This window comes from Thalassospira sp. CH_XMU1448-2 (assembly GCF_037027285.1).
Classification (GTDB): domain Bacteria; phylum Pseudomonadota; class Alphaproteobacteria; order Rhodospirillales; family Thalassospiraceae; genus Thalassospira; species Thalassospira profundimaris_C.
Genome location: NZ_JAYMEA010000001.1, coordinates 1,299,427 through 1,312,991 on the forward strand (window position 1 = coordinate 1,299,427; position 13,565 = coordinate 1,312,991).

The 13,565-nt window shown below is 52.8% G+C and carries 11 protein-coding genes; 5 read left to right on the top strand and 6 right to left on the bottom strand.

The window, feature by feature from the left end; genetic code table 11:
- Positions 1 to 6: 6 nt before the first annotated feature.
- From WA318_RS05880 to WA318_RS05890, 3 genes are all read right to left on the bottom strand, one after another.
- Positions 7 to 1,773, bottom strand: coding sequence for a sodium:solute symporter family protein (locus WA318_RS05880; protein ID WP_114099605.1), 1,767 nt, complete (start codon positions 1,771 to 1,773; stop codon positions 7 to 9).
- A 25-nt stretch (positions 1,774 to 1,798) separates the two neighbouring features.
- Complete coding sequence (locus tag WA318_RS05885) at positions 1,799 to 2,059, bottom strand: DUF4212 domain-containing protein (protein WP_114099604.1); 261 nt, start codon at positions 2,057 to 2,059, stop codon at positions 1,799 to 1,801.
- 149 nt (positions 2,060 to 2,208) lie between these two features.
- Positions 2,209 to 2,619 carry a hypothetical protein gene (locus tag WA318_RS05890; RefSeq protein ID WP_147252055.1) on the bottom strand — a complete coding sequence of 137 codons (411 nt, stop codon included), beginning with the start codon at positions 2,617 to 2,619 and terminating at the stop codon, positions 2,209 to 2,211.
- Positions 2,620 to 2,679: 60 nt separating this feature from the next.
- On the opposite strand from WA318_RS05890, the gene ettA reads away from it, so the two are divergent.
- Positions 2,680 to 4,359 (top strand): energy-dependent translational throttle protein EttA, encoded by a 1,680-nt coding sequence (gene ettA / locus WA318_RS05895; RefSeq protein ID WP_114099602.1) that lies wholly within the window; start codon positions 2,680 to 2,682, stop codon positions 4,357 to 4,359.
- A 139-nt stretch (positions 4,360 to 4,498) separates the two neighbouring features.
- On the opposite strand, the gene WA318_RS05900 is transcribed toward ettA, so the two are convergent.
- A complete protein-coding gene (locus WA318_RS05900; protein WP_114099601.1) occupies positions 4,499 to 5,140 on the bottom strand; it encodes an MlaC/ttg2D family ABC transporter substrate-binding protein in 642 nt (213 codons plus the stop codon).
- 9 nt (positions 5,141 to 5,149) lie between these two features.
- On the bottom strand, positions 5,150 to 5,848 hold the full coding sequence (locus WA318_RS05905; protein ID WP_258548792.1) for an MlaA family lipoprotein: 699 nt from the start codon (positions 5,846 to 5,848) through the stop codon (positions 5,150 to 5,152).
- A 393-nt stretch (positions 5,849 to 6,241) separates the two neighbouring features.
- Between WA318_RS05905 and WA318_RS05910 the strand changes: the two genes are divergently transcribed.
- From WA318_RS05910 to metH, 4 genes are all read left to right on the top strand, one after another.
- On the top strand, positions 6,242 to 7,219 hold the full coding sequence (locus WA318_RS05910) for an ArsR/SmtB family transcription factor (protein WP_114099599.1): 978 nt from the start codon (positions 6,242 to 6,244) through the stop codon (positions 7,217 to 7,219).
- A 62-nt stretch (positions 7,220 to 7,281) separates the two neighbouring features.
- The gene (gene metF / locus WA318_RS05915) at positions 7,282 to 8,175 is read left to right on the top strand and encodes a methylenetetrahydrofolate reductase (protein WP_404969466.1); all 894 of its coding nucleotides are present in this window, start codon (positions 7,282 to 7,284) and stop codon (positions 8,173 to 8,175) included.
- Between the two features lie 50 nt (positions 8,176 to 8,225).
- A complete protein-coding gene (locus WA318_RS05920; protein WP_258548791.1) occupies positions 8,226 to 9,290 on the top strand; it encodes a homocysteine S-methyltransferase family protein in 1,065 nt (354 codons plus the stop codon).
- 38 nt (positions 9,291 to 9,328) lie between these two features.
- On the top strand, positions 9,329 to 11,977 hold the full coding sequence (metH, locus tag WA318_RS05925; RefSeq protein WP_336080273.1) for a methionine synthase: 2,649 nt from the start codon (positions 9,329 to 9,331) through the stop codon (positions 11,975 to 11,977).
- Between the two features lie 75 nt (positions 11,978 to 12,052).
- Here metH and WA318_RS05930 read toward each other — a convergent pair whose 3' ends face one another.
- The gene (locus tag WA318_RS05930) at positions 12,053 to 13,297 is read right to left on the bottom strand and encodes a multidrug effflux MFS transporter (RefSeq protein WP_114099596.1); all 1,245 of its coding nucleotides are present in this window, start codon (positions 13,295 to 13,297) and stop codon (positions 12,053 to 12,055) included.
- Between the last annotated feature and the right edge of the window lie 268 nt (positions 13,298 to 13,565).

The window sequence follows — 13,565 nt, forward strand, 5'->3', positions numbered from 1 at the left end:
GACCGATTAGTGGTCAACCGCGCCGCTGGCCCCTTTCGGAACGCGGATATCTTCGACCATGTGCTGGATATGCTCTGGCGGTTCAGCGGTGACTTTCGACACGGCGAAAGCAACGATGAAGTTCAGAACCATACCAACGGTACCAATACCTTCCGGCGAAATGCCGAACAGCCAGTTGTCGGGCGTATTGGCAATGATCGGATCAAAGAACACACCTTTATAGGCAAGGATATAGCCCATGGTGAAGATCAGGCCGGTCAACATGCCAGCAATCGCACCTTCGCGGTTAACCTTCTTGGAGAAGATCCCCATGATGATTACCGGGAACAGAGACGACGCAGCAAGGCCGAACGCAAAGGCCACAACCTGTGCCACAAAGCCTGGCGGGTTGTACCCCAGATAGCCTGCGATCAGGATCGCAACAGCTGCTGCGATACGACCGGCCATAAGTTCCTGACCTTCTGTCATGTCCGGTGTGAAAGTACCTTTGAGAAGGTCATGCGACACACCAGAGGAAATCACAAGCAACAGGCCGGCAGCGGTCGACAGCGCAGCAGCAATGCCGCCTGCTGCAACCAGTGCAATGACCCAGTTCGGAAGCTGTGCAATTTCCGGGTTGGCCAAAACCATGATGTCACGGTCAACGGTCAGTTCGTTACCAGCCCAGCCATATTCAGTGGCCTTGGCAGCAAAGTCCTTGTTCGCATCGTTATAGTACTGGATGCGACCATCACCGTTCTTGTCTTCGAACTTCAGAAGGCCGGTAGCTTCCCAGCGCTTCATCCAGTCTGGACGTTCTTCAAAGGACAGGTTGCCATCTTCGGCACCAACTTCGCCGGTCTGGATGGTTTCGGTCAGGTTCAGACGTGCCATTGCACCAACTGCCGGAGCAGTGGTGTAAAGAAGCGCGATGAAGACCAGAGCCCAACCAGCCGAGGAACGTGCGTCACGCACTTTCGGCACGGTGAAGAAGCGAACGATAACGTGCGGAAGACCGGCAGTACCAACCATCAGAGCCGCGGTGATAGCAAAGACATCAATCGTGGATTTGTTGGTGGTGGTATATTCGAGGAAGCCGAGTTCCGTAACCACGGTATTGAGGCGTTCAAGCATATATTCGCCGGTACCATTGACGGTCGAGCCGAATGCCAGCTGCGGCAGCGGATTGCCGGTCAGCTGGAAGGCAATGAAGATCGCCGGAATGGTATAGGCAACAATCAGAACGCAGTACTGAGCAACCTGGGTATAGGTAATGCCCTTCATGCCGCCAAGAACGGCGTAGATGAAGACGATGCCCATGCCAACGATAAGGCCGGTGAGGATTTCGACTTCAAGGAAGCGCGAGAACACGATACCAACGCCGCGCATCTGGCCTGCCACATAAGTGAACGAGATAAAGATCAGGCAGATAACAGCAACGATACGGGCTGCTTTGGAATAATAGCGGTCACCGATGAATTCCGGCACGGTGAACTTACCGTATTTGCGCAGGTAAGGTGCCAGAAGCATTGCCAGCAGGCAGTAGCCGCCGGTCCAGCCCATCAGGTAAACCGAGCCGCCATAGCCAAGGAAGGCAATGAGGCCAGCCATAGAGATGAAGGAAGCAGCAGACATCCAGTCTGCTGCGGTCGCCATACCGTTGACGACCGGGTTAACACCTTTGCCAGCGACATAGAATTCGCCGGTGGTGCTCGCCTTGGCCCAGATCGCGATGCCGATATACAGCGCGAAGCTCAAGCCAACGACGATATATGTAAGGGTAGTAAGATCCATTTTGTCTGTCTCCCCAGATCCTGCGTCAATCGTCGTCTTCGTGAACGTCGAACTCGCGGTCCAGTTTGTTCATCTTTGACACATAGACGAAAATCAGTGCGACAAAGACATAGATGGACCCTTGTTGAGCAAACCAGAAACCAAGCTGGAAGCCCGCTATTTCGATACTGTTGAGGGCATCGACAAACAAAATGCCGAAACCGTAGGAAACGATGAACCAGATCACAATCAGACTTGCGACCAGTTTCACGTTTCTCTTCCAGTAGGCTGCGCTTTGTTCATCCATCGCGCGTCTCCTTCCTAGAATTGATAACTTCCCCTGCCGACCACTTGTTGTGTTTTTGTCAGTCGGCCGCATGTATGAAAGACAACAGAGTGCGATGACACACTTTTTGTCTTCTAAGCTCGATACCAGTTTTCGAGATTCCCCAGAAGCTAATCATTAGTCGTATGAAACAGGGCCTTAGGAGAGGCTTGTTTGAACTTAAGGCATGAAATATCGAAGATTTCCGCCACTTTTTCATGTGTGCGCTGCGGTATTTTGAGTTGAAGATTGATATCAATAAAATCGTCAAAGTTTCTGTTTTTGATGTCTCTGTTGTGATTTGAATCGATTTTATACGTAAGAATAAAGCTTTTGCAGTCATGAGATCCACGCATTAACTCCGGGGCGGAAAAATCAAAGCTGTCCAAAACAGCTGGCAGGATACGGATTGATATTGCAGTTGTTTTCGACGGTCTGAGGCAAGTAACAGCTCTGCATGGCGCCATGTGCGGTTTGAAGTTGTTAACCGTAAGCACGTCGGTTACAAACGGGCACAGTATTTCAGGCATGGTTTCTTGCATGCCGTAGTGATCCGTCCTCAAGCAGGGCGGACCCAACGACATTTTTGGATGGGGAATTTAATGGCATCCTACCAGTATATTTACGTCATGAAGGACCTGACCAAGATCCTTCCGGGCGGTCGCGAACTTTTCAAGGGCATCACCTTGTCCTTCCTGCCGGGTGTGAAGATCGGTGTTCTCGGGAACAACGGCGCAGGTAAATCGACCCTGCTGAAAATCATGGCCGGCATTGAAAAGGATTTCGCCGGTGAAGCATGGCCCGCAGAAGGCGTTCGTGTCGGTTACCTTGAACAGGAACCACAGCTGAACCCGGAAAAGGATGTTCTTGGCAACGTCATGGAAGGGTGTGGCAAGGTTGTGGACGATCTGGCGCGCTTCAATGAAATCAGCGCCAAGTTTGCCGAACCGATGACCGATGACGAAATGAATGATCTCCTTGCCGAGCAGGGTGAACTTCAGGAAGCAATCGATGCCGCCAATGGCTGGGATCTTGAGCGCACGCTTGAAATCGCCATGGATGCGCTGCGTTGCCCGCCGAAAGATTCGGACGTCACCAAGCTTTCGGGTGGTGAGCGCCGCCGTGTCGCACTTTGCCGTCTGCTTCTGGCGAAGCCCGACATTCTGCTGCTTGACGAACCGACCAACCATCTTGACGCTGAATCGGTTGCCTGGCTTGAACGTCACCTCGAAGATTATCAGGGTACCGTTATTCTGGTTACCCACGATCGTTACTTCCTCGATAACGTTACGGGCTGGATCCTTGAACTCGACCGTGGTCAGGGCATCCCGTATGAAGGTAACTACTCGTCCTGGCTTGAACAGAAGCAGAAGCGTCTGGATCAGGAAGCCCGTCAGGAAGGTAGCCGTCAGAAACAGCTGGCATCCGAACTGGAATGGATTCGTCAGAACCCGAAAGGTCGTCAGGCAAAATCCAAGGCCCGTGTTCGTGCCTATGACGATCTCGTTGCCGAAGCAGCAAAGGCCGTACCGGATTCGACCAAGATCGTTATTCCGATTGCCGAGCGTCTCGGGAACGAAGTCATCACCGCTGAAGGTTTGACCAAGGCATTTGGTGACAAACTTCTGTTTGATGATCTGCACTTCCGTCTGCCGCCGGGTGGTATCGTTGGTGTTATCGGCCCGAACGGCGCAGGTAAAACCACGCTGTTTAAAATGCTGACCGGTAGCGACACTCCGGATTCCGGAACGCTCAAGATCGGTGAAACGGTCAAGATGGGCTATGTCGATCAGTCGCGTGACTCGCTTGATCCGAACAAGACTGTCTGGCAGGAAGTTTCCGACGGCCTTGACGAAATCCTGCTGGGCAAACGCCCGATGAGCTCGCGTGCCTATGTATCGCAATTTGCTTTCAAAGGTGCTGATCAACAGAAGAAAGTCGGTCAGCTGTCAGGTGGTGAACGTAACCGCGTTCACCTTGCAAAGATGCTGAAATCCGGCGCGAACGTCCTGCTGCTTGACGAACCGACCAACGATCTTGACGTTGATACGCTTCGCGCACTGGAAGAAGGTCTTCTGGAATTTGCCGGTTGTGCTGTGGTTATCTCGCACGATCGCTTCTTCCTTGACCGTATTGCGACCCATATTCTGGCTTACGAAGGCAATTCGCACGTCGAATGGTTCGAAGGTAACTATCAGGAATATGAAGCGGATTATAAGCGTCGCTATGGCGAAGAAGCCAGCCGTCCGCATCGCATCAAGTACAAGCCGCTTACCCGTTAATCCGGGGATTCGTTGCTTTGAAATGCAAAAGGCCACCTTCGGGTGGCCTTTTTGTTTTGGATGGGGTGTGTTCGAACAAAGAAAAAGCCACCGGCCCTTGGGGTGGTGGCTTTTGAAGGCGATTGCGATGATCGAATGATCAGAGACCGGTTTTTGCCTTAAGGGCAGCGGTCAGTGCGCCGACATCATCATTGTTCTGCTGGATCACGGCGGTGAATTCGTCACGCTGTGTGATGCCCATGCTCAGACCTTCGATGGAGACATCAATGATCTTGTAATGGCCGTCAAAGACGCGCATCCGCCAGACAATATTCACAGGCGGGCCATCCGGGCGAACAAACTGCGAATTGACGAATGTGTCCTTGTTCTTCTCGGTTTCGTTACCGACGACGAACTGTTCACCGTTAAAGGCCTTGAACTGGTTGGCATAGTTCAGAGCCAGGTAATTCTGGAGAAGTTTGGAAAACTCCCCGATCTCCTCCTTGGAGATGGAGCGCCAGTAGCGGCCGAGCACAAAACGCGACACAACGTCCATCTCGAAATAGCGATCCATCAGGGCAACGAATTTCTGACGACGGACATCGTCTGCAAGAGTCTGGTCCGTCAATTCGGTCATCGCCTGATCGGCAAGGGCCTGAATGACGTTTGCGGCACTTTGATCAACGGCAACTTCCGCCAGCACAGGCGCAGAAGCACCTGTCGCAACGGCCGGACCCGACCACGCCGCAGCAACGGCAATGAAAGCGGCTGCTGCGGGGATGATGATCTTACGCTTGGTCATGACGTACTCTTACTGGCTGGCAGCTTCAACGGCATCGTCAAAGCTGAACTCGGCGCTTTCACCCTCGATCTCGGATGCTGGTGCCGGGGCGCCGTTGCGGATCAGGGTGTTACGCTGCTGACGATAGAGGCTGCGCAGTGCGGCATAGTAGTCGATGGACGACTTCTGCAATTCGTTCAGCTGATTGACCGTTGAATAGCGATAGTGAAGTGCACTCAGACCGATCGAGCCAAGGTAAAGTGCCTCGGCTGTGTCACTGTTTTGCGAACCCCAGGTCAGCGGGTTGGCAACATAATCTACACCAAGACCGATGCCATCACGCAGGTTGGACGGGCCCAACAGCGGAAGCACGATATACGGACCGGCGCCAACGCCATAATGCGCCAGAGTCTGACCGAAATCTTCACGACGATACGGAATGCCGAAATCGGCAGCGACGTCGTTAAATCCGAGGAAGCCCAGCGTCGTATTCATGATGAAACGCTGGAAAGAGGCAGCTGCCTGATCCGGGTCGCCCTGCAGCAACGCGTTGAGAGAGTTCAACGGCTCATTGATGTTGCGCACAAAGCTTGCGACCGAGGTTTTTACAGGTTCCGGTGCAATGTCCCGGTACCACATGGCAGCAGGGTAAAGAACCATGAAATCGACTGCGCCGTTCACGCCGTGAACAACACGGTTTACCGGTTCAATCGGGTCAAAATCACTCATGTCCTGTGCAGGTTCTGTTGATGCACAAGCCGTCAACAAGGACAGCGAACCAGCAGCACAGAGTGAAAGTAGAGCTCGAAACTTCATTATTTTCAGCCAACCGATGTTCGATACATAGACTTCCTTGACCCAAGACGTTTCTCGTGCGGGAACACCAAAAAACGTTACCGATCAACTTCCTGCTCGCGAAGTCCGATCATGTATCGTGTACGTCTCGAATATTTATGTGGTTAGCATAGGGTGAAATTAAACGCCAGCATACAAAAAGTTGAAAGGGATCAAGCTGTTTTGTCGTGTGATGTTTTTACCATACCCCCTTTGGGTAGGAAAATAGATATTGATTAAATATAAACATATCTTTATGTCTGTTTTTATCGGACGGGAGATATCGACATGGAACAGGTTCTGGCAAGATTGCGCGCGGCGGCTGAAGCGACACGGCTTCGCCTGCTTGCCATTTGTGCCGAGTGCGAACTGACCGTCAGCGAGATCACCCAGATCATTGGTCAAAGCCAGCCCCGCGTTTCCCGCCATCTGAAGTTATTGTGCGAAGCAGGCCTTCTGGTCCGTTTTCGCGAAGGGACTTGGGTTTTCTATCGGACGCCACATTCCGGTCCTGGGGCCGATCTGGTGCAGCCGGTTCTGGCGTTGTTGCCAGTTGATGACGAGATTCTGTCGCTTGATCGTGCTCGCCTTGAACAGGTCAAAGCCCAGCGCGAAAAAATCGCCACTGAATATTTCCGCGCCAATGCCGAAGATTGGGATCAAATCCGTTCCCTGCATATCGACGAGGCAGTTGTCGAACAGGCATTGCTTGATGCCGTCGGTGATCTGGGTGGCGGGCGGATACTTGATATAGGTACCGGTACCGGACGTATCCTTGAACTTCTTGGCAAGAATGCCGAAGAAGGTGTTGGCGTTGATATGTCGCGCGAGATGCTGGCCGTTGCGCGTGCGCGTTTGCAACGGGCCGATCTTTCAAATTGTCTGGTGCGGCAGGCTGATATGTATCAACTGCCCTATCCGGGCGGCATGTTTGATGTCGTGACCCTGCATCAGGTTCTGCATTTCGCAGAAAAGCCGGATGCGGCAATTGCCGAGGCTGCGCGCGTTCTTGCGCCAAATGGAAAGCTTGTAGTGGTCGACTTTGCGCCTCATGACCGTGACGAGCTGCGCGAGGAACATGCCCATCGTCGCCTTGGTTTTGAGGATTCGTCGATCAGTACGTGGTTTCGCGCATGTGAACTTGTCTTTGACGATGTCATAAACCTGCCCGGCAAACCACTGACTGTCAGAATCTGGGTTGCACATGCTGCGGCACGTGTGACCGAACAGGTACCAAAGAATAGCACAGACAAGGCGGCGGAATAGTCCGCGTTACCCGACCTAAATAAGAACATCCCGATACACGGGAAAGTGAAGACAGGATTGATATGATGACGGTTCAAGAAAAACAGGCAGCACACAACGATCTGCGGGTTTCGTTCGAATTCTTCCCCCCTAAAACGGAGAAGATGGAAGAAACCATGTGGCGCTCGATCCATCGGCTCGCGCCGCTGAACCCGTCATTCGTATCTGTAACCTATGGGGCTGGTGGCACGACACGTGATCGCACCCATGGCAGCGTCACCCGCATTCAGGGCGAAACCGGTATTCCGGCGGCCGCCCATCTGACCTGTGTTGGTCATACCAAAGAAGAGATCGAAGAAATCGCTCGCAAATACTGGGACGAAGGCATTCGTTCGATTGTGGCGCTTCGCGGTGACTTGCCCGATGCCGGTGGTGTCTATACGCCTACCCCGGGCGGTTATCCATATGCGGTTGATCTGGTTGCGGGGCTTAAGGCAATTGCCGATTTTGATATTTCGGTTTCGGCCTATCCGGAAATGCATCCCGATGCACCAAGTGCCGATTTCGAGATTGATTATCTGAAACGCAAGATTGATGCCGGTGCCAATCGCGCCATTACGCAGTTTTTCTTTGATAACGAAACCTATCTTCGGTTTCGTGATAAATGTGATGCGGCTGGCATCAATGCGCCGATTGTTCCGGGTATCTTGCCGGTTACAAATTTCGCATCTTTGTTGAAATTCGCCGATATGTGTGGTGCTTCTGTTCCCGAACGGTTGCATTGGCGTTTTGATGGTCTGGATGAAGACCCGGAAACGCGCCGCATGGTTGCATTCCACGAAGCCATCTCGCAGGTTGAAGGTTTGATGAAGGAAGGCGTTAGCGACTTCCATTTCTATACCCTCAACCGCGCCGAACTGACCTATGCCATCTGTCATGCGCTGGGTATTCGCGGGACGGACAAGGCTGCTGCCTGAGCTCCGAACACCCACTTTGCAATGCATGACTGAAAGACTGGATGAAAAAGATGAATGATCGCAAGGAACGCGTCGCCCTGTTACGCAAACGGGCCGAGGAAAAGATACTGATCCTTGATGGCGCCATGGGAACCATGATCCAGAAACACAAACTGACCGAGGAAGATTACCGCGGGGAACGGTTTGCCGACTGGAAGCAGGATGTCAAAGGTAACAATGATTTGTTGTCACTGACCCGGCCGGACATCATCAAGGACATCCATCTGCAATATATCGCAGCCGGAGCGGACCTTCAGGGGACCAATACCTTTAGTGCGACGACGATTGCCCAGGCCGATTACGGCATGGAACATCTGGCTTACGAGATCAATTTCGAAAGTGCCAAGATTGCGCGACAGGCGTGCGATGAGTGGGAAGCCGCCCATCCCGGCGATGTGCGCTTTGTAAATGGTGCCATCGGCCCGACCAACCGTACCGCTTCGATCTCACCGGATGTGAACAATCCCGGCTTCCGTGCAATTACCTTTGATCAGCTCAAAGACGCCTACAAGGAAGCCGCCAAGGGTTTGCTTGATGGCGGGGCAGATGCGCTTCTGGTCGAAACCATTTTTGATACGCTGAACGCCAAGGCGGCACTTTATGCGATTGACGAGGTGCTTGAAGAACGCGGCGAAGACGTGCCGGTCCTGATTTCAGGCACCATCACGGATGCGTCGGGTCGTACCCTTTCGGGGCAAACGACCGAAGCGTTCTATAACTCGGTCCGTCATGCCAAGCCGTTCTCGATCGGTCTGAACTGTGCACTTGGTGCCGCGCAGTTGCGCCCCTATGTACAGGAACTCTCGCGTATTGCCGAATGCCGTGTGTCGGTTTATCCCAATGCCGGTTTGCCGAACGAATTTGGTGAATATGATCAGACCGATGCCGAAATGGCAGCGCTGGTTAAGGAATGGGCGGAAACCGGTATGGTTAACCTGCTTGGTGGATGCTGTGGCACGACGCCGCCGCATATCAAGGCCATTGCCGATGCAGTTGCCAATGCCAAGCCGCGTACGCTTCCGAAGATTGAACCAAGAATGCGGTTGTCCGGCCTTGAGCCGTTTGACGCTGCCTGAACCCGATATTGATTGCTGAAAAGAGATCGAACAGACCCATGACCGACATTTCCAGATTTATCAATATTGGTGAACGTACCAACGTTGCAGGCTCGATCAAATTCAAGAAGCTGATCGTTGACGAAGATTACGATGCAGCCGTTGAAATTGCCCGCCAGCAGGTCGAAAACGGCGCACAGATCATCGACATCAATATGGATGATGCGATGCTTGATGCCGAAACGGCGATGGTGAAATTCATCAACCTGATCGCAGCCGAACCCGACATTGCCCGCGTACCGATCATGGTCGACAGTTCCAAATGGAATGTGATCGAAGCTGGCCTTAAATGTCTTCAGGGCAAAGGCATCGTCAACTCGATCAGTCTGAAAGAGGGCGACGAGCCCTTTATCGCACAGGCCAAGAAACTGCGCCGCTATGGTGCGGCCGTCGTCGTCATGGCCTTTGACGAAAAAGGTCAGGCCGATACGGTCGATCGCAAGTTCGAGATTTGCAAACGCAGCTACGATGTTCTGGTTCAGAAGGTCGGCTTCCCGCCAGAAGACATCATCTTCGATCCAAACATCTTTGCCGTCGCGACCGGTATCGAAGACCATGACAACTATGCTGTCGATTTCATCGAGGCCTGCAAGCTGATCAAGGCCAACCTGCCTTATGCAAAGATTTCCGGCGGTGTTTCGAACGTGTCCTTCTCGTTCCGGGGCAATAACCCGGTCCGCGAAGCCATGCATTCGGTGTTCCTGTATCACGCGGTCAAGGCCGGTCTGGATATGGGGATCGTTAATGCCGGTCAGCTTGTTGTCTATGAAGAAATTCCGGCTGAATTGCGCGAACGTGTCGAGGACGTCATCCTGAACCGTCGTTCAGATGCGACGGACCGTTTGCTTGAAGTGGCCGAGAAGTACAAAGGGACCGGCGGGCCGGAAAAGAAAATCGATCTTGAATGGCGTAAAAAGCCGGTCAATGAACGTCTGGCCCACGCACTGGTTAACGGCATTGCAGAGTTTGTCGAAGAAGACACCGAGGAAGCCCGTCAGCAGGCAGACAAGCCCCTTCATGTGATTGAAGGTCCGCTGATGGATGGCATGAACATTGTCGGTGACCTGTTTGGTGCCGGTAAGATGTTCCTGCCGCAGGTGGTCAAATCTGCCCGCGTGATGAAAAAGGCCGTCGCTTACCTCATTCCGTTCATCGAAGAAGAAAAGGACGGTGTGCGTGAAACCAACGGCAAGATACTGCTTGCGACAGTTAAGGGCGATGTTCATGACATCGGCAAAAACATCGTGGGTGTGGTTCTGCAATGTAACAATTTCGAGGTCCTTGATCTTGGCGTGATGGTGCCAACACAGAAAATCATCGAAACTGCCAAGGCCGAAAATGTCGACATGATCGGTCTTTCCGGTCTGATCACGCCATCGCTTGAAGAAATGACCTATGTTGCCGCCGAGATGGAACGCGAGGGGCTTGATATCCCGCTTCTGATCGGTGGGGCGACCACCTCGAAAGTTCATACAGCGGTCAAGATCGCACCGAACTATAACAGGTCGGTTGTCTATGTGATTGATGCGTCGCGCGCAGTTGGTGTTGCAAGTCAGCTGGTGTCCGAGACCCATCGCGAACGCTTTGCTGCGGAAATTCGCAGCGAATATATCGCGATGGCCGAAAAGCACGCAGCACAGCAACTGCAGAAAAAGCGGTTTGCGCTTGCGGATGCGCGCGCCAACAAGGTTCAGCTTGATTGGGATGCCTACGATGTTCCGGCACCGGCCAAGCCGGGTGTCACGGTGTTTGAGGAATTCGATCTTGAAGAACTGGTGTCACGTTTTGACTGGAAACCGTTCTTTGAGACCTGGGAATTGCATGGTCGTTTCCCCGATATTCTGAAGGACGAAAAGGTCGGAGAAACGGCGCGCAGCCTTTATGAAGATGCGCAGGCAATGCTCAAGCGCATCGTGGCCGAAAAATGGTTCAAGCCAAGGGCAGTCGTTGGTATCTGGCCGGCAAACTCGGTTGGCGACGATATCGAAGTCACCCCGGCCCCGGATCAGAACGAACCTGTGATGCTGCGGACCCTGCGTCAGCAGATGTATCGTGAAAACAACAAACGTCCGAACCGTGCATTGGCCGATTACATCGCGCCAAAAGAAAGTGGCAAGACCGACTATATTGGCGGCTTTGTCGTTACAGCCGGTCCGCAGGTTGAAGAAATTGCATCCAAGCTTGAAGCCGAGCATGACGATTATAACGCGATCCTCGTCAAGGCGCTTGGCGACCGGTTCGCCGAAGCCTTTGCCGAGCGTATGCATGAAAAAGTCCGCAAGGAACTTTGGGCCTATGCCAAGGATGAAAGCCTTGGCAATGACGAACTGATCGCAGAGGGTTATCGCGGGATTCGTCCGGCACCGGGTTATCCGGCCTGCCCGGAACATACTGAAAAACGTACTCTCTGGTCGCTGCTTGATGCGGAAAAGAATGTCGGCGTGTCTTTGACTGAAAGCTGCGCAATGACCCCGGCATCGTCGGTCAGTGGTTTCTATTTTGCTCATCCCGAAGCCAAATATTTCGGCCTTGGCAAGATCGAGCGTGATCAGGTCGAAAGTTATGCCGAGCGCAAGGGCATGACCATGGCCGAGGCGGAACGCTGGTTGGCGCCAAACCTGAATTACGATCCACGTCAGGCATCCTGATCTGGCTGGTCGCAATGAAAAGCCCCGCAGACTGCACTCTGCGGGGCTTTTTTCGTTGGCTATTCTGTTCGGCGATTAATGTGTGGCTCGACAGAATTTACCACGTTCGGTAATGCCGACAATGACGATACCGATCAGGCCAAGGAAGAAGTAGCCGACCAGAAGCGGGGTGACGGTGCCGTTGAATTGCAGCCCGATGATGCCTCCGGCGATCACGCCGATAAGCGTGCTGTAAACGCCAATCATCGAAGAGGCTGTACCTGCGATTGCCCCCACAGGCTCCATGGCCAGCGAGTTGAAATTTGGCATGGTCAGCGAGAAACAGAATAATGTTGCTGTCAGCCCGATACCAAAGACAGGAAGCGGCGGATGACCATCAAAGCCAAGTGCGATCAGAACGTTGATCAGGCTGCTGATGGTCATGATGAACAGGGCCACATGGGAAATCTTGTGCATTCCCAATTTTCGTACGAGACGCGCATTGATGAAGGACGAGAAACTCATACAAGCGGCGATCATCCCGAATACCAGCGGGAACCAGGCACCAAGGCCGTAGACTTCGGTTTCAAAGATTTGCTGGGCAGACCCGATATAGGCCATCAGGCAGCCAAACATCATGCCCATTACGGTGGAATAGCCAAGGGTCTGACGGTTGGTCACCGTGGTTTTGATATCGCGTGCGATCCGGCGAACAGACAATTTGTGCCGGTATTCGGGATGCAGGGTTTCGGGCATCCGAAGCAAATACCAGCAGACAATTGCAATCGCGAGAACAAGCGTGCTGACAAAGATCATATGCCAGTTTGCCAGTGCCAGGATCAGGCTACCCGATGCGGGTGCAAAGACCGGCAGGATAATAAAGACCATCATGACAAAGGACATCACGCGTGCCATCTCGCGGCCTTCAAAGCAGTCGCGCGTTATGGCCATGGTCAGAACGCGTGGAGCGGCGGCTCCCAATCCCTGCACAAAACGCGCAACAAGCAGATGCTCATAGCTATCAGCAAAGATTGCCATGATGGTCCCGATTGCATAAATGCCAAGACCGCCAATCAGGACGGGACGACGACCAAAACTGTCAGCAAGCGGACCATAGACGATCTGCATCAGTCCAAAGGCGATCATGAAGACGTAAATCAGCATCTGCATGCGATTGCCGTCCTGGATACCGAAATCTTCGGCAATCGGCCCGAAAGCAGGCAACAGGTTGTCAATTGAAAGGGCGACAAGTCCGATGGTGATTGCCATCAGACAGACAAATTCAGCAAAGCCGGGTAGCGGTCTTGCCGCAGCACTACCCGTAGGGCGGGGATCATTCATTTTTTCGGGTTCCGTATCAACACGGTTCGGGTGGCGTTATATTTTTGAACAGACCGCGCAGAATGCTGCATTTTTCCGGTGATTGGCAATGATCGTTTTTTGAATGCTGGGTTCGACCGGACAATCACTTATGGCAACAGTTCCGAAAGGGTGGTTTGTCCATATTATTAGGATGTGTCGATGAAAGGTGTGGTTTTGCGAAATTATCCTTGGTGTTTCGGGTCTTTACCCTTTATTCGCAGCAATCACCGATCCTATGATCTCTAAT

What these genes read in the sequence shown, in the direction of transcription:
- WA318_RS05880 (WP_114099605.1), bottom strand. Translation starts at nt 1,773, where the DNA reads ATGGATCTTACTACCCTTACATATATCGTCGTTGGCTTGAGCTTCGCG.
- WA318_RS05885 (WP_114099604.1), bottom strand. Translation starts at nt 2,059, where the DNA reads ATGGATGAACAAAGCGCAGCCTACTGGAAGAGAAACGTGAAACTGGTC.
- WA318_RS05890 (WP_147252055.1), bottom strand. Translation starts at nt 2,619, where the DNA reads ATGCAAGAAACCATGCCTGAAATACTGTGCCCGTTTGTAACCGACGTG.
- ettA (WP_114099602.1), top strand. Translation starts at nt 2,680, where the DNA reads ATGGCATCCTACCAGTATATTTACGTCATGAAGGACCTGACCAAGATC.
- WA318_RS05900 (WP_114099601.1), bottom strand. Translation starts at nt 5,140, where the DNA reads ATGACCAAGCGTAAGATCATCATCCCCGCAGCAGCCGCTTTCATTGCC.
- WA318_RS05905 (WP_258548792.1), bottom strand. Translation starts at nt 5,848, where the DNA reads ATGAGTGATTTTGACCCGATTGAACCGGTAAACCGTGTTGTTCACGGC.
- WA318_RS05910 (WP_114099599.1), top strand. Translation starts at nt 6,242, where the DNA reads ATGGAACAGGTTCTGGCAAGATTGCGCGCGGCGGCTGAAGCGACACGG.
- metF (WP_404969466.1), top strand. Translation starts at nt 7,282, where the DNA reads ATGATGACGGTTCAAGAAAAACAGGCAGCACACAACGATCTGCGGGTT.
- WA318_RS05920 (WP_258548791.1), top strand. Translation starts at nt 8,226, where the DNA reads ATGAATGATCGCAAGGAACGCGTCGCCCTGTTACGCAAACGGGCCGAG.
- metH (WP_336080273.1), top strand. Translation starts at nt 9,329, where the DNA reads ATGACCGACATTTCCAGATTTATCAATATTGGTGAACGTACCAACGTT.
- WA318_RS05930 (WP_114099596.1), bottom strand. Translation starts at nt 13,297, where the DNA reads ATGAATGATCCCCGCCCTACGGGTAGTGCTGCGGCAAGACCGCTACCC.